Annotated in this window: 17 protein-coding genes; 7 read left to right on the forward strand and 10 right to left on the reverse strand. The window is 64.2% G+C overall.

The features are described 5' to 3' along the window. The first annotated feature begins 132 nt into the window (after positions 1 to 132). Positions 133 to 444, forward strand: coding sequence for a class I SAM-dependent methyltransferase (locus OGL93_RS18885; RefSeq protein ID WP_263264390.1), 312 nt, complete (start codon positions 133 to 135; stop codon positions 442 to 444). A gap of 22 nt (positions 445 to 466) precedes the next feature. Here the strand turns inward: OGL93_RS18885 and greB are convergent, their stop codons facing one another. From greB to OGL93_RS18900, 3 genes are all read right to left on the reverse strand, one after another. After that, entirely contained in the window at positions 467 to 940 is a 474-nt protein-coding gene (gene greB / locus OGL93_RS18890) for a transcription elongation factor GreB (protein WP_263264391.1), read from the reverse strand. A gap of 76 nt (positions 941 to 1016) precedes the next feature. Continuing rightward, positions 1017 to 3536, reverse strand: coding sequence for an ABC transporter permease (locus OGL93_RS18895; RefSeq protein ID WP_263264392.1), 2520 nt, complete (start codon positions 3534 to 3536; stop codon positions 1017 to 1019). After that, the gene (locus tag OGL93_RS18900; protein ID WP_263264393.1) at positions 3536 to 4219 is read right to left on the reverse strand and encodes an ABC transporter ATP-binding protein; all 684 of its coding nucleotides are present in this window, start codon (positions 4217 to 4219) and stop codon (positions 3536 to 3538) included. The genes OGL93_RS18895 and OGL93_RS18900 overlap by 1 nt, the downstream gene beginning before the upstream one ends. Positions 4220 to 4229: 10 nt before the next feature. Between OGL93_RS18900 and OGL93_RS18905 the strand changes: the two genes are divergently transcribed. The 3 genes from OGL93_RS18905 (at position 4230) to OGL93_RS18915 (ending at position 6245) form a co-directional block, all read left to right on the forward strand. Beyond that, positions 4230 to 4835, forward strand: coding sequence for an arylesterase (locus OGL93_RS18905; protein WP_263264394.1), 606 nt, complete (start codon positions 4230 to 4232; stop codon positions 4833 to 4835). A gap of 55 nt (positions 4836 to 4890) precedes the next feature. Next, a complete protein-coding gene (locus OGL93_RS18910; protein ID WP_263264395.1) occupies positions 4891 to 5187 on the forward strand; it encodes a hypothetical protein in 297 nt (98 codons plus the stop codon). 92 nt (positions 5188 to 5279) lie between these two features. After that, on the forward strand, positions 5280 to 6245 hold the full coding sequence (locus tag OGL93_RS18915) for a L,D-transpeptidase family protein (protein ID WP_263264396.1): 966 nt from the start codon (positions 5280 to 5282) through the stop codon (positions 6243 to 6245). A gap of 111 nt (positions 6246 to 6356) precedes the next feature. Here the strand turns inward: OGL93_RS18915 and oprI are convergent, their stop codons facing one another. Continuing rightward, positions 6357 to 6608 carry an outer membrane lipoprotei OprI gene (gene oprI / locus OGL93_RS18920; RefSeq protein WP_181114699.1) on the reverse strand — a complete coding sequence of 84 codons (252 nt, stop codon included), beginning with the start codon at positions 6606 to 6608 and terminating at the stop codon, positions 6357 to 6359. Positions 6609 to 7042: 434 nt separating this feature from the next. On the opposite strand from oprI, the gene OGL93_RS18925 reads away from it, so the two are divergent. Beyond that, positions 7043 to 7324 (forward strand): GNAT family N-acetyltransferase, encoded by a 282-nt coding sequence (locus OGL93_RS18925; RefSeq protein WP_263264397.1) that lies wholly within the window; start codon positions 7043 to 7045, stop codon positions 7322 to 7324. A gap of 59 nt (positions 7325 to 7383) precedes the next feature. On the opposite strand, the gene OGL93_RS18930 is transcribed toward OGL93_RS18925, so the two are convergent. Further along, positions 7384 to 8460, reverse strand: coding sequence for a 3-deoxy-7-phosphoheptulonate synthase (locus OGL93_RS18930; RefSeq protein WP_263264399.1), 1077 nt, complete (start codon positions 8458 to 8460; stop codon positions 7384 to 7386). Between the two features lie 226 nt (positions 8461 to 8686). On the opposite strand from OGL93_RS18930, the gene OGL93_RS18935 reads away from it, so the two are divergent. Together OGL93_RS18935 and cysB are read left to right on the forward strand one after the other, a co-directional pair. Then, positions 8687 to 9187: a universal stress protein gene (locus OGL93_RS18935; RefSeq protein ID WP_263264400.1), complete on the forward strand. Its 501-nt coding sequence runs from the start codon at positions 8687 to 8689 to the stop codon at positions 9185 to 9187. Between the two features lie 118 nt (positions 9188 to 9305). Next, positions 9306 to 10280, forward strand: a complete 975-nt coding sequence (cysB, locus tag OGL93_RS18940) for an HTH-type transcriptional regulator CysB (RefSeq protein WP_263264402.1) — start codon at positions 9306 to 9308, stop codon at positions 10278 to 10280. A 140-nt stretch (positions 10281 to 10420) separates the two neighbouring features. Here cysB and OGL93_RS18945 read toward each other — a convergent pair whose 3' ends face one another. The 5 genes from OGL93_RS18945 to OGL93_RS18965 form a co-directional block, all read right to left on the reverse strand. Next, on the reverse strand, positions 10421 to 11155 hold the full coding sequence (locus OGL93_RS18945; RefSeq protein ID WP_263264403.1) for a phosphoadenylyl-sulfate reductase: 735 nt from the start codon (positions 11153 to 11155) through the stop codon (positions 10421 to 10423). A 52-nt stretch (positions 11156 to 11207) separates the two neighbouring features. Continuing rightward, entirely contained in the window at positions 11208 to 12581 is a 1374-nt protein-coding gene (gene pabB, locus OGL93_RS18950; RefSeq protein WP_263264404.1) for an aminodeoxychorismate synthase component I, read from the reverse strand. Between the two features lie 66 nt (positions 12582 to 12647). After that, a complete protein-coding gene (locus OGL93_RS18955) occupies positions 12648 to 13625 on the reverse strand; it encodes an alpha-L-glutamate ligase-like protein (protein WP_263264405.1) in 978 nt (325 codons plus the stop codon). Further along, positions 13625 to 15166 (reverse strand): inactive transglutaminase family protein, encoded by a 1542-nt coding sequence (locus OGL93_RS18960; RefSeq protein ID WP_263264406.1) that lies wholly within the window; start codon positions 15164 to 15166, stop codon positions 13625 to 13627. Before OGL93_RS18960 ends, OGL93_RS18955 begins: the two co-directional genes overlap by 1 nt. Positions 15167 to 15171: 5 nt before the next feature. After that, positions 15172 to 15662: ATP-dependent zinc protease (locus tag OGL93_RS18965; protein ID WP_263264407.1), on the reverse strand; the 491-nt coding region annotated here is incomplete at its 5' end.

Genomic DNA, 15662 nt, shown 5'->3' on the forward strand with positions numbered 1-15662 from the left:
CTACATGCGCCGATTTAGACAGCTACTTGCGGGGCGCGAGGGCTTTGCCAAAAGCCTCAAATACCGCTAAAGCGCTGGCTCGGTGCCGCCTCGCACCTGCCCGGCGGAATCCGTGAGGCAGAGTACCCATCCATGAGTTGTCCGCGCTCCATCGTTTGCCTGGCTCCCTTGCCAGGCTCCTCGCCCAAGTCTCACACCCCCTGCATTCTGCTCGCGGGCCGTCATCAGCCAACGTTGTTGCGTTGCCTCGACGGCTGGCCACGGCGTAATGGAAAGTCAGTGCCGTTTTCGGTGCAGTTCGTAGATCAAGGGCAGTCCCTGGCGCATTTCGCCGATAACCGCTTCGACCTCGCCGTGGTTCAGTCACCCTCGGCCGAGCAGGCGCAGGCGCTGATTGCCCAGCTCATTCGGGTCGCTCGCCAGGGGCTGCTCACACTGCGCTGAGCGCCAGCTGCGGGCGCGGCGGTCAAGGCTCGTATTCGATGGCGTTGATGGTCCACCAGGCTTCCCCACTGGGGGTGGGCACCATCGCCTCATCGCCGGCTTCTTTTTTCAGCAGGGCCCGGGCCATGGGAGCGTCGATGGAAATGTAGTCGTTGCGGCCATAGATCTCGTCGTAGCCCACGATGCGGAAGCGGCGGACCTCTCCGTCGATGTTTTCGACCTCGACCCAGGCACCGAAGAACACGCGGCCCTCCTGCTGCGGCGAATAATCCACGACCCTGATGTCTTCGAGGCGTTTGCGCAGGTATCGCACCCGGCGGTCGATTTCGCGCAGCAACTTCTTGTTGTACTGGTAATCCGCGTTTTCGCTGCGATCCCCAAGGGAGGCGGCCCATTGCACCTTCTGGGTGACCTCCGGGCGGGTCACCCGCCACAGCTGATCGAGCTCGGCCTTGAGCGCGTCGAACCCCTTGCGGGTAATGATGTTGGTACTCAAGCGACCTCCTGACTCCCTCTGGCCGCTCACCCTATCACAGGGTCGGCGGCCCCACATCCGTGCCAGCGGCCACGGCTCAACCGTCGCGCAACACCCTCAAGGGGCTGACCGTCAGTGCTCGGCGGGTGCCGACCACGCCCGCTGCGCCGACCAGCAGCGCGCCCAGCAGCGGCAGCAGCAATAGCCAGGCATGGGGATGCCACGGCAGGTTCAGGGCGAACCGGTAAAGCGCCCAGCTGGCGGTTTCCGCCGCTATCGCCGCCAACACGCCGCTGGCAATGCCCAGCACGCTGAATTCGATCCGTCGTGCCCGTACCAACAAGTCACGGCCGGCGCCCAAGGCGCGGAGCAGGGCGCCCTGATGGATGCGTTCGTCCAGGGTGGACTGCAACCCCGAAAACAACACGGCCAAGCCCGCCGCCAGCACGAACACCAGCACGTACTCCACGGCGAGTGTTACCTGGGCAAGGATATTGCGCAGCTGCTCGAGCAACGCTTGCACCTGCAACAGGGTCATGGCCGGGAAGGCGCGGGCAAGGCTGACGATCTCGTCGTCGTGCCCAGGGGCCAGGTAGAAGCTCGTCAGGTACGTGACGGGGAAGTCTTGCAGGGTGCCGGGTTCGAAGATCATGAAGAAGTTGGGCTGGAAATTGTCCCAGCTGACCTCGCGCACGCTGGCGACACGGGTTTCCCTCACGGCACCCGCCACGGTGAAGGTCAGCTTGTCGCCCACGCTTACGCCAAGGCTCTGGGCCAGTTGCTGCTCTACCGAGACACCAGGCAGTTGGCCAGGCGAAGGTTCGGGCTCACGCCCCCACCACTGCCCGGCCAGCAGGTGGTTGCCCTCGGGCAGGTCCGCCGCCCACGTCAGGTTGAGGTCGCGCTGGGTCGCCCGCTGGCCCTGGCTGTCTTCGGCTACGATCTCGCCCACCGGCTGGCCGTTGATCGCGGTCAAGCGCCCGGGAACGATCGGGTACAGCGGAGCGCTGACCGCGCCATAGCTGTGCAGGCGGGCGGCGAATGCATCGCGCTCTGCAGGTAGAACGTTGAGCACGAAGTAATTAGGCGCATCGGCCGGCAGCTGCCGTTGCCAGGTATCGATCAGCTCACCCCGAAGCAGGGCGACCAGGGCCATGGCGAAGAGGATCAGCCCGAAGGCCAGGGCCTGGCCGGCGGCGGCGAAGGGATGGCGCAGCAGTTGCCCGACGCCCAGCCGCCAGGGCAGGGCCGCGCCGGCCAGGGCCCCACGCAGGCGGCGCAGGCCTAGCACCAGCAGCGCACCGAGCAGCAGCGCGGCCAGCGTGCCGGCGCCGAGCAAGGCCAGGGTGAGGAGGGGGTCCAGGCTCAGCCGCCACATGATCAGTGCCAGGGCCGCTAGCGCGCTGCCGTATATCACCCAGGTGCGAGTAGGCAGCGGCAACAGGTCGCCGCGCAGCACCCGCAAGGGAGGCACCCGGCCAAGGGCGGCTAGCGGCGGAAGGGCGAAGCCAGCCAGCGCAACCATACCGGTGGCGATGCCCGCCAAAGCCGGCCAGGCGCCGCCATCGGGAACCACGCTGGGCAGCAAGCCGTGAAGCAAGGCGAAGATGCCGAACTGTGCCAGCCAACCGATGAGCGCGCCAGCGACCGATGCCACCAGGCCGAGCATCGCCAGCTGCAGCGAGAACACCCACAGCACCTCGGATTGAGACAACCCCAGGCAGCGCAGCAGCGCGCTGGCGTCGTAGCGGCGGGCGGCGAAGCGGGCAGCGGACAGCGCCACGGCCACGCCGGCGAGCAGTACCGCGACCAGGCTGGCCATGTTCAGGTAGCGTTCGGCCTTGCTCAGCGCGCCGCCTACCTGCCGGTTGCTGTCTCGGGCATCGCGCAGGGCCTGGCTCGGGTCCAGCCCCACATCTACCAGCTCGCGGTAATGACCCAGGCTGGCGGCGTCGCCACGCCAGAGGTCGCGGAAGGTCACTCGGCTGCCAGGTTGAATGACGCCGGTCGCCTGCAGGTCATCGAGGTTGATCATCACTCGTGGGGTAAGGCTGTAGAAGTTGCCAGCACGGTCAGGCTCGTAGGTCAGCACCCGGGCGAGCCGCAGGCGCTTGAAGCCGATGTCCACGCTATCGCCGATCTTGAGATTCAGCGCGCTGAGCAGCCGCGGCTCCACCCATGCCTCGCCGGGCCCGGGCGCGCCGCCTTCGGTTTCCTCGCCGTAGGGTTCGGCGGCGCTGCGCAACTGGCCGCGCAGGGGATAGTGGCTGTCCACCGCTTTCACACTGGACAGCTCGATGGCCTGGTCGGTGGCCACCACACTGCTGAACTCCACCACCTGTGCGTGCTCCAGCCCCAGGTCGCGGCCGGTGCGCAGTTGCTCCAGGCGCGCGGGGGCGCTGCCTTGCAACACCAGGTCGGCACCCAGGAACTCGGTAGCGCGTAGCTGCATGGCTGCATTGAGCCGCGCGCCGAAATAACCGATCGCCGTGCTGGCGACCACTGCGATCAATAGGGAAAAGAACAGCACCCGCAGTTCGCCGGCATGGGCTTCTCGCCATAACTGGCGGGCCGCCAGCCGCCAGAGCCGACCCCGTTGCCGCGGGCCTGCCGTCATCAGAGTTGCTCCGTGGCAACGAGATGCCCGGCCTCCAGGCGGATCCGGCGCGCACAACGCTGGGCCAGGCGCTCATCGTGGGTCACCAGCACCAGGGTGGTGCCACGCTCACGGTTAAGGGCAAACAGCAGGTCAGTGATTTTCTCGCCGGTATGGGTATCCAGGTTGCCCGTGGGCTCGTCGGCGAAGAGCACGCTGGGTTCCGCCGCGAACGCCCGGGCGATGGCCACCCGTTGTTGTTCGCCGCCAGACAGTTGCCGGGGCCAGTGGCTCAGGCGCTCACCCAGGCCCACCCGCTGGAGCAGGGTGGCGGCTTGCTGCCGTGCGTCCGCGCGGTCGTGCAGCTCCAGGGGCAGCATCACGTTTTCAAGGGCGGTCAGGCTCTCGAGCAACTGGAACGACTGAAACACGAACCCGACGTGCTCCGCCCGTACCTGAGCGCGTTGATCTTCGGACAGCCCGGCAAGGCCGTGCCCGGCCAGGGTCACTTCGCCGGCGCTGGGCTGGTCCAGCCCTGCCAGCAGCCCCAGCAAGGTAGACTTGCCCGAGCCCGAGGCGCCAACGATGGCCAGGCTGTCGCCGGCCCGCAGGTCCAGGGACAAGGCGTGCAGAATGTGCAAATCGCCTTCCGCGCCAGGGACCACTTTGCTAAGGTTCCGCGCTGTAAGAATGCTTGCGCTCATGGAGATTCCGATGCGAGTGTGGAAAGTGGCCGCCGCGCTGTGGGCGGTCTGCATGGCTCAGGCAGCAGGGGCCGGCACCGTGCTGGTGCTGGGCGATAGTATCAGTGCGGGTTTCGGGCTGGATACCTCCAAGGGGTGGGTCGCCCTGCTGCAACAACGCCTGCGTGAACAGGGTTACGCCGATCAGGTGGTCAATGCCTCGATCACCGGCGATACCAGTGCCAATGGGCGCGCGCGGCTCGAACCGCTGCTCGCGGCGAACAAGCCGGACCTGCTCATTCTCGAGTTGGGTGGCAACGATGGGCTGCGTGGGCAGCCACCGGCGCAATTGCAACAAAACCTTACGTGGATCATCGACCGTGCCCGAAGCAGCGGTGCCCAGGTGCTCTTGCTGGGAGTACCGCTGCCGCCCAACTATGGCCCGGCCTATATCAACGCCTTCAGTCACGTGTACCAGCAGGTTGCCGCGGACAAGCAGGTGCCGCTGGTGCCGTCGTTGCTGGACGGCGTGGGCGGGGTTGCGCAGTTGATGCAGGAGGACGGGATTCATCCCAGGGCCGAGGCGCAGCCACGCCTGCTGGAAAATGTCTGGCCGGCCCTGAAACCACTGCTTTGACGCTTTTCTCCGGGCGGGCTTTGAGCTAAGGTTGCGCCCCCTTCCGGAGCCCCCGATGCCACGTCCCGCCTGGTCCCTGTTCGCTTACCAATTGATCGAGCCCGACGAACAGCTCGACCTGTTCGCCTGCCAGGAAGTGCGCGTTCACCTGGCGGCCCGGCAATTGGAGCTGGGCGGCTCGATCGACCGTACCCTCTGCGGCGGCTTGCTGCCGGCGCAGCCGCGCTGGCAGAACGTCGCCCGCGGGATCTTTCGCGACACCCGCCTGTGCCCGCTGTGCCGCGCCATCCTGTTTGCCCAGCGCAAAGGAACCCGCCCGGTGTGGCCTGGCCTGCAGAACGATTACCCGTGAGCGCCGTTGGGCCCCGGCGTTCCCGGCGTGGCTGGGCGCGGTGTACAATCGCGCGTTTATGTCTTGGTCCTATTGCATTAAGGATGTTCCGGATGTTGCCGCGCTTCCCTGCCTTTAGCCGTTGCCTTCCCCTGGCCGCAGTCCTCGTGGCGGGGCCCGCGGTGGCACTGGAGTTTCCATTGCCCGCCCCCGGCGAGGACATCGTCGGCCAGGTGCAGACCGTCATCGCCAAATACGAAGACACCTTCGCCGACCTGGCCGAAACTTATGACCTGGGATATCAGGAAATGCAGGCGGCCAACCCGGGCGTGGACGCCTGGCTGCCGAAGGCGGGTACCGAGATCGTGTTGCCCACCCGCTTCATCCTGCCGCCGGGGCCGCGGGAAGGGATCGTGATCAACCTGGCCGAATACCGCCTTTACTATTACCCGAAAGGGCAGAACGTAGTTCGCACTTATCCGCTGGGTATTGGCCGCGAAGGCTGGGGTTCGCCGGTGGCCAGTACCAAGATCATTGCCAAGACCGCCAACCCCTCCTGGACGCCCCCCGCCTCGGTCAAGGCCGAGCATGCCGCTGACGGCGATCCACTGCCTAACGTGGTGCCGCCAGGGCCGGACAACCCGCTCGGGCCGTTCAAGTTCACCCTCGGGCTGCCTGGTTACTTGATCCACGGCTCCAACAAGAAGTTCGGTATCGGCACACGTACTAGCCATGGCTGTTTCCGGATGTACAACGAAAACGTGCTGGAGCTGTCCACCCTGGTACCGGTGGGCACGCCAGTGCGGATCATCAATGAGCCTTACAAGTTTGGTGTCAGTGGCGGGCAGATCTACCTGGAGGCGCACACCCCGCTGGATGCCCAGGGCGCCCCGTCGGGCGAAGACAAGCACACCGCCGTCATCAATGCGTTGCTCAACCGCAAGGACCTGTCCACCCAAACCAGTGTGAACTGGGATAGCGTGCGCGATGTGATCGGGGCTGAAGACGGCATGCCTGTGGTGATAGGTGCCCCTGGCGGCCCGGCCATCTCGACCGCCCCTCAGAGCGACCGCCTCTAAGGCGCAGGGGCGAGCCTCGGCGCTGGTTTCGAAGGTCCCTGCAGCGCCCAATAAAAAAGCCGGCCTACTGATGAGTAGGCCGGCTTTTTTTTCGCCGGGTGTCCCGAAGGATTACTTGCGGCTAGCCTTGTCGAGCATGCGCAGGGCGCGCTCGTTGGCTTCGTCTGCAGTCTGCTGGGCTTTCTGAGCGGCGGCCAGAGCTTCGTCAGCTTTGCGATAGGCTTCGTCGGCACGGGCTTGTGCGCGAGCGGCAGCGTCTTCGGTAGCGGTCAGGCGAGCTTCGGATTCTTTGGACGCGCTGCTGCAGCCGGTAGCCAGAACGGCAGCCAGAGCCAGAGCAGAGAATTTCAGAACGTTGTTCATCGTGTTCCCCTTCAAAAGGACTTTCTATTTAGTAGCCATCGCTCGAGGTCGAGAAAATAGCCGGCGTACATAGTACTCATTACTTGTAGTAAGTAAACTGAGACTACGCAAGAAGCGTTAAAAAATCGGCCCTGCAGACCCCTCTGCCGCAAGGCGTGGCGGGTAAGTGCCCAAAGGGGGCGAGCGGCATCGCTGGCAGTTGCCGGCAAGTTGCGGTGTTCGTTCTACACTTTTGCAACTTGCGCTTAGTTGTGAACTTGCGGTGACTTTTACTGTCCTCGAGCGTCTAGATATGCAGCGCGCCAAGGGTTCGCCGGCGGCGTTACATTGATCCAGTCGACGGATCGCCATGGCGGCGACGCTCAGGGCAGTTCCAACGGCGACTAAACAGCGGTATGGTAGGGATCTAATTCCAAGACCCGCGAGGATTCGAAATGAGCGAGGCGTTGTCCATCCATCACGACCAGGCAGGTCATCAGTTCGAGACCAACGTGGACGGCCATCGGGCTTACCTGACCTATATGGACCTGGGTAAGCAGACGCTGGATATATACCGCACGTTCGTGCCAAGTGCCCTGCGCGGCAGGGGCATCGCCGCCGCGCTTACTGAAAAGGCCTTGGAATACGCCGATAGCATGGGCTATACGGTCATTCCGTCGTGCTCCTACGTCGAGCGTTACATGGAGCGGCATCAGCGCCGCAGCGCCAACATCTGAGCGCTGCCGCAGAATAGAAAACGCCGGGGTTGCCCGGCGTTGTTTTATCTGTCTACCTGCTAGGCGCGGCCGCGACCTGGCAACACACTCTTGAGCTTGTCGCGCATCGCGCGAATGCTGCTTTCGGTAGTCTCCCAACCGATGCAGGCATCGGTGACCGACACGCCGTACTTGAGGTCCGAAAGGTCTTTGGGAATCCCCTGGGCGCCAGCATTGATGTGGCTTTCCACCATCAGGCCGATGATCGAGCGGTTGCCCTCGACGATCTGGTTGGCGACGTTCTCCATCACCAGCGGCTGCAGGGCTGGGTCCTTGTTGGAGTTGGCGTGGCTGCAGTCGATCATGACGTTCGGGCGAATGTCAGCCTTTTCCAGCGCCTGCTCACACAAGGCCACGCTCACGGAATCATAGTTGGGCTTGCCGTTGCCGCCGCGCAGTACCACGTGGCCGTATGCGTTGCCCTTGGTAGTGACGATCGATACGCCACCCTCCGGGTTGATCCCGAGGAAGCGGTGCGGCTTGGAAACCGACTGCAAGGCGTTGATGGCCACGGTCAGGCCGCCGTCGGTGCCATTCTTGAAGCCTACCGCCGAAGACAGGCCCGAGGCCATTTCCCGGTGGGTTTGCGATTCGGTGGTGCGCGCGCCGATCGCCGACCAACTGATCAGGTCCTGCAGGTACTGGGGGGAAATGGGGTCCAGCGCTTCGGTCGCGGTCGGCAGGCCCATCTCGGCCAGGTCGAGCAGCAATTGCCGGCCGATGTGCAGGCCGTCTGCAATCTTGAAGGAGTCGTCCAGGTAAGGGTCGTTGATCAGCCCTTTCCAGCCTACCGTGGTGCGCGGTTTCTCGAAGTACACGCGCATGACCAGGTAAAGGGTATCCGAGACTTCCTCGGCCAGGGCCTTCAGGCGCCGAGCGTAGTCGTGCGCGGCTTCGATATCGTGGATCGAGCAGGGGCCGATCACCACGAAGACGCGGTGGTCCTTGCCATCAAGGATGTTGCGGATCACTTCCCGGCCGGTGGCGACTGTGCCTTGGGCGGCCTCGCTCAGCGGGATGTCGCGTTTGAGTTGATCGGGGGTGATCAGCGTCTCGTTCGACGCGACGTTCAGGTCGTTGATCGGTAAATCGGCCATGGTGGTACTCGTCATCAGGCGGTTCAGGCGCGACCGGGGCTGGCGGTAAGCGCGGGTGCCGAACCTTAGCGCGTTCGGCGGCCATTCTACAATGCCTGCCGGCGCCCTTTGGGCAGGCGCCGGCCCACCGAAGCGGCGCCGCTGCCGATGGGATGCCCCTGCGCTTTGCCTTGCCGCTGCTAGACTTGGGCAGATTGCCGCCGATCAGGGCGGCGCGGGAGCACCGATGATCCGTTCGATGTTGTACGCCACCGACCTGGGCGCTTACGCACCTCTCGTATTGCAGCACGCCTTAGCGCTCGCGCGCAGGTTCGAGGCCGAACTCCACGTAATCCATGCGGTGGAGCCGATGGGCAGCTTTGCCGAGTCGGTGCTGCAAAGCTATCTGGACGGCCCCACCCTGAGCGAACTCCACGGTCGCGGCGTCAACGCGATGCTGGCCAACATCGAAAAACGAGTTCTGGATAACTTTTGCGAGGATCTGGCCGACGGCGAGCGGGACCTGGACCTGATTCGCGCCGTTCGCGTGCGGCAGGGGGACCCGGCGGAAGTCATCCTGGACCAGGCTCGCCGCTTGCAGGTCGATCTGCTCGTGCTGGGTAGCCATAGCCGGGCTATAGAGGCGGAGCTGCCGCTGGGGCGGACGGCGGTGCGGGTCTTGCAGCTGGCCGAGGCACCCGTGTACTTGGTTCCGCTCAATCAAGCGCTGGGGCGGCGCAAATCCTGAAACATCTTGGCAAAATGTTCTAGATTCTCTCTTCGTCCATCAATATAGTTATATCCGTTGCCGTTACTTCCTTCACTTGCAAGCGGGGGGCGGCTTTTTGGGCCTTGGGGGGTCGCGAATGAAGCTTCAGCAACTGCGCTATATCTGGGAAGTCGCTCACCATGACCTGAACGTCTCCGCCACGGCGCAGAGCCTTTACACCTCGCAACCCGGGATCAGCAAGCAGATCCGCCTGCTCGAGGACGAGCTGGGCGTGGAGGTGTTCGCGCGAAGCGGCAAGCACCTGACCCGCGTGACCCCGGCCGGCGAACGCATCATCAACACCGCCGGTGAAATCCTGCGCAAGGTCGAGAGCATCAAGCAGATCGCCCAGGAATTTTCCAACGAGAAGAAGGGCACGCTGTCCATCGCCACCACCCACACCCAGGCGCGTTATGCGCTTCCGCCGGTGATCAGTGCCTTTATAAAACAGTACCCCGAGGTCGCCCTGCACATGCACCAGGGTTCGCCGATGCAGATCGCTGAGATGGCCGCCGATGGCACCGTGGACTTTGCCATCGCCACCGAGGCCCTGGAGCTGTTCGGCGACCTGATCATGATGCCGTGCTACCGCTGGAACCGTTGTGTGGTCGTGCCTCAGGGCCACCCTCTGACCAAGCTGCCCAAGCTGACCCTGGAATTGCTCGCCGAGCACCCGATCGTGACCTACGTGTTCGGCTTCACCGGCCGCTCCAAGCTCGACGAAGCCTTCAGCCATCGCGGCCTCAGCCCCAAGGTGGTGTTTACCGCGGCCGATGCCGACGTGATCAAGACGTACGTGCGCCTGGGCCTGGGCGTGGGAATCGTTGCTCATATGGCGGTTGACCCCAAGCTCGACAGCGACCTGGTGGTGCTCAATGCCGATCACTTGTTCGAAGCCAGTGTCACCAAGATCGGCTTCCGTAGAGGCACGTTCCTGCGCGGGTTCATGTGCGACTTCATCGAGCGCTTTGCCCCGCACCTGACCCGTGAGGTCATGGCCAAGGCCATTGCCTGTCACAACAAGCAGGAGCTGGAAGAGCTCTTCGACGGGGTCGAATTGCCGGTGCACTGATGCGCCGCTAATGGCGGGTCGCCGGCCGTGCTGCTAGGCGCGGGGTGATGCCGCTCCTGTAGCAGCCGGGCTTGGCCGCGGTGGGGAGTTACGCCAAACCCCGCCGATCGCCGGCAAGCCGTGCTGCTACGTGCGGGGCCTCACGCTTTGCTGATCAGATTCCCAGCGTGCAGGCCGCATTCCTTCTGGGTCGCTTCTTCCCACCACCAGCGGCCCTCGCGTTCGTGCTGGTTCGGCAGCACGGGGCGGGTGCAGGGCTCGCACCCGATGCTGATGAAGCCGCGCTCGTGCAGGCTGTTGTAGGGCAGTTCGAGCATGCGGATATACCCCCACACCTCTTCGCTGGTCATCTGCGCCAGCGGGTTGAATTTGTACAAAGTGTTCTCGGGGGTGGAGAACGCGCTGTCGATCTCCACCGTAGCCACATGGCTGCGCGTGCCAGGGCTCTGATCGCGGCGCTGGCCCGTGGCCCAGGCGCGGACGGTGGTGAGCTTGCGTCGCAGCGGTGCGATCTTACGGATGCCACAGCATTCGCCGTGGCCATCGCGATAGAAGCTGAACAGGCCTTTTTCCTTGACCATCGCTTCTAGCGGCTCACGTTCCGGAGACAGCACTTCGATAGCGATCTTGTAGTGCTCGCGCACCTGTTCGATGAACCGGTAGGTTTCCGGATGCAGGCGGCCGGTGTCCAGGGTGAAGACCCTGACGTGTTTGTTCAGCTTCCAGGCCATGTCCAGCAGCACCACGTCCTCGGCGCCACTGAATGAAATCCAGAGGTCATCGCCAAAGTGCTCGAACGCCAGTTTCAGCACGTCCTGAGGGGATTTGCCGGCATAGCTGGCCGCCGCTTCGGCGACGTCGAAAGGGTGGTTCATCAGGCGGTTCCAGGTTGCTGGCGCTTCGAGCGCTCGAATGGGCAAAAGGGTATCAAATTGCGTCGCCGATTGCTGGGTCGCTCTGGAGTGCGGCCAGGGTGGCCATGAGTACCTGCACCTTGATCAGCGACTCCTGGTACTCGTCCTCGGCGCGCGAATCCATCACCACGGCACCGCCGCCCCAGCAGGCAATCCGGTCCTGTTCGATGAGCAGCGTGCGGATGGCAATGGAGCTGTCGAGGTTGCCGCGCACGTCCAGATAAAGCAGCGACCCACAATAGATGGCGCGGCGTTGCTGCTCCAGTTCGTCGATGATCTGCATGGAGCGGATCTTCGGCGCCCCGGTGACGGACCCGCCCGGGAAACTGCCCGCGAGCAGATCCAGCGCATCCTTGCCCGGTGCCAGCTGCCCGATCACGCTGCTGACCAAGTGATGAACGTTGGGGTAAGACTCCAGCGCGAACAGCTCCGGCACCCGGACCGTGCCGAGTGCGCAGCTGCGGCCCAGATCGTTGCGCAGCAGGTCGACGATCATCAGGTTTTCCGCGCGGTCCTTCTCGCTGGCCAGCAGCGCCGCGGCCTCGGCGGCATCTGCCTCTGGCGTTTCGCGTCGCGGCCGGGTGCCCTTGATCGGCCGGGTGTCCACCGCGGTGCCTTGTACCCGGATAAAGCGTTCCGGAGAGTGACTAAGGATGGCGGTGTGGGCATCGACCTGCATAAAGCCTGAATAGGGCGTAGGGCAGGCTGCCCTTAGCGCTTGGTAAGCACCCCAGGGATCGCCCTGGCAGCGCCCTGCGAAGCGCCGGGTCAGGTTGATCTGGTAGGTGTCTCCGGCGCGGATATACGCCTGCACCTGGGCGAAGGCCCGCTGGTAGGCCGGTGCGCTCACCTCGTTGGCAAAGGCTTCGGTCAGGCTGAAGGTTTGCGGCAGGCGAGGGGCCGGCTGGGCGAAGAGGGCGATCAGCCGCTGGCGCTCGGGCAGCGCTAACGAAGGGTGGAACACCAGGTAGCTGCGTTGCAGCTGGTGGTCACTGGCCAGGGCCCAGTTGTAGAGCCCCAGCTGGGCGTCCGGCAAGGAAAACTGCGCTTCGCGGGTGGCCGGCAGGTGCTCCAGGCGGCGGCCGAAATCGTAGGCCAAGTAGCCGATCAGCCCACCGGCGAAGGGTAACTCGCAACCTTCGGGAAGGTCTGCCGCCCCCAGGCTCGCCAGCCCCGCGCGGAGCCTGTGGAGATACGCTTCGCCGGTTTCTCCCACGGCGGGGATAAAGGTCTGTAGGGGCCAGGCGCTGAGCAGGTCGAAGCGGCCACGTTCGGCCACTGGCCTGGCACTGTCGAGCAGCACCGCGCCGGGCGCGTGGCGCACGGCGGAAAAATAGCCGGCCGGGTCGGCCAGGTAGGGCAAGGGGTGCAGGCTGCAGCTAGGCATTGGGCAGGTCGGCGGCTTACGCAGGGGCGCCGATTGTAGTGCCCATGGCCTGCGCGCTCCAGCCATTCATGGATGCACGTGACCGAACGCTTCTTGGGCGAAGCGCGCGCGTTCGGCCGGCGTTTCGCTGCGGCCATCGGCCAGCAACGCTTGCAGATGCGCCTCCACCGCTTCGGTTCGGTGGGCCAGCCCGCAGTCGTTGGCGATCTGGATGTTCAAGCCTGGGCGCGCGTTGAGCTCCAGGATCAGCGGGCCCTTGTTTTGGTCCAGCACCATGTCCACCCCGATATAGCCCAGGCCGCACAGCTCGTGGCAGCTCGCGGCCAGGGTCATGAACCCGTCCCAGTAGGGCAGTTGCACGCCCTGGACCTCGTTGGTGGTGTCCGGGTGCTTGCTGATCATGCCGTTGAGCCAGGTACCGCGCAGGGTGATCCCGGTGGCCAGGTCCACCCCTACGCCAATGGCGCCCTGGTGCAGGTTCGCCTTGCCGTTGGACTGGCGCGTGGGCAGCCGCACCATGGCCATGACCGGGTAACCCATCAGCACGATGATGCGGATGTCCGGTACGCCCTCGTAGCTGATGCTCTTGAAGATCGGGTCTGGCGTGACCCGGTATTCGATCAGGGCGCGGTCGCGGTGGCCGCCCAGGGAGTACAGCCCGGTGAGGATGCTGGATATCTGATATTCGATTTCGGCACGGCTGACGATCTTGCCGGACACCGTACGGAAGCGGTCCTCGAAGCGGTCGCCGATCACCAGGATGCCGTCACCGCCGGCGCCCTGTGCGGGCTTGATGACGAAGTCGGGCCGGTCGCCGACGATCTCGTCGAGCCGTTCGATCTCCTTCTCCATGGAGATGATGCCGTACAGCTCCGGCACCTGGATGCCAGCAGCGATGGCGCGCTCCTTGGTGATGATCTTGTCATCAACGATAGGGTAGAGGCGCCGGTCGTTGTATTTGAGCACGTAGTCGGCGTTGCGCCGGTTGATGCCCATGATGCCCCGGGCCTGCAAGGCCTTCCAGGTCTTGATCAGGCCAAGCATCAGGCGGCGTCCTCCCCGTCCTTGACGAAAGCCTTGAAGCGCAGCAACTCGGTGAGCCGGTAGCCGCGGTACCGGCCCATGGCGAGCATGAACGCCACCAGCACGAAGAGCACCGCCGGGAAGGTGAACACGAAGTACACCAGCTCCGGCACGTTCATCAGCAGGTGGGCCAGGGAAGCGGCGAACAGGGTGCCGACAGCCACCTTCATGGCATGGGCGCCGCCACGCTCTTCCCAACTGATGGAAAGCCGCTCGATGGTCATGGTCAAGATCACCATGGGGAACAGCGCCACCGACAGGCCGCGCTCCAGGCCCAGCTTATGGCTGAGCAGGCTGATGGCGGCGATCAGCACCACCACGAAGGTCAGCACCACCGACAGCCGCGGCAGCATTTGCAGCTTGAGGTGCTCCAGGTAGGAGCGCAGCAATAGGCCCAGCGCGGTGATCAGGGTGAACAGCACGATGCCGTAGCCCAGCTGGGTTTCGCGGAAGGCGAGGGCGATCAGCACCGGGGTGAAGGTGCCCAGGGTCTGCAGGCCGATCAGGTTGCGCAGGATGAGGATCACCAGCACCCCGATGGGGATCATCACCATCACCATGAAGGTTTGTTGGGTTTGCAGTGGCAACCCGTACAGGGAATATTCGAGGAAGTCCGCGTCGGTGCTCTCGTCGGTGAGCTTGGCCAGGCGGATGGCGTTCATTTCGCTGTTGTTGAGGCTGAAGGTCACGGTCACCTTCTTGCCACCTTCCAGCGCCACCAGCGGCTCGTCGCCCGTCCACCACAGCAGGCGGTCAGCGGGCAGGCCTTGCTCGCCCGTGTCCGGGTTGAAGTACAGCCATTTGCTGCCATTGAAGCTGCGCAGCCACAGCTCGGGGGTCTGCGGTTGATCGGCTACCAAGCGCAGGGTATGCGCCCGTTCCATGGGCACGTGGGCGATGGACAGCAGCAGGTCGACCACGCTGGCCTTGTGTTGCGGGGAGGGATCCCCGGCGAGCAACAACTTGACGTTGTCGTCGTTGAGGTTGTTGACCCGGCGAATGGTTTCGCTGATGAAGGTTTCGACGTCCGCCGAATGCTGGCGAATAGGGGCCAGCAACGCTTCGGCGGCGATTTTCTCCGGGCCTTCGAGCACCAGGCTGTCGCGGAACAGCGGCCCCTTGTACTTGGGCTTCTCGTTGCTGTAGCGCTTGGTCAACACCAGGCGGTAATACAGCGTCTGGTTACCGGACACGCGCCGGGACGACCACGTGACCTTGCGGTTGCTGTCGATGCGGTTGACGCTCACGCCATAGTTGTTGGAGATGAAGCTTTCGTTGAGGCTGACATAGTCGCTGGTCAGCGGCGGCACGAACATCTGCACCTTCACCGGTGTTTTGGGCGTAGGCACGAACTCGACCTTGGCATCGATGTTCCATAGGTCGTCGGTTTCGTCCTCGGAAACGGGAATGCCGAGCACGAAGATCTGATAGCCCGTGATGCCGGCGCCGAGCAGCAGCAGAATCAGGATCAGCAGCTTCAGATGTAGGGTCAGGGAACGCATTCGGGCTACTCGGCGGTGGAAGCTTCGGGACCGCAGGCGGGCTTGCCGGCGGTGTATTTCAAGGCGGGATCGACCAGCGCATCGAAACGCATGAGCGCCTCGGAGCCGATCAGCAGCGGGTATTGGAAGGCGCTGCGGTCGGTCAGGTTCACCTCTATTCGCCGCTTGACCTTGCCCATGCACACGCTCAGGGCGATTACCGGCCGCGCCGTGTAATGCTTGCCCGCATCAGGATCATAGTCGCCAGCCCGGCGTTTGATCCGGCTGATGCGCGCCAGGGGGCGTTCGATAGGGTGTTGGTGGGCTTCGTCTATGGCGAGATAAAAGCGCACCCAGGACTCGCCGTCGCGCTTGAAGCGCTTGATGTCACGCGCACTGAGCGAAGCGGTGATGGCGCCGGTATCGAGCTTGGCCGCGACCTCGAGGTCGATTTCATCGAGGCGGGCGTATTCGTTCAGGCCGTAGGCGGTTTTCTCGGACGCCAGGCTCAGGCCCG

Origin of the sequence: Pseudomonas sp. RIT-PI-S (assembly GCF_025642975.1) — a bacterium.
Classification (GTDB): Bacteria; Pseudomonadota; Gammaproteobacteria; order Pseudomonadales; family Pseudomonadaceae; genus Aquipseudomonas.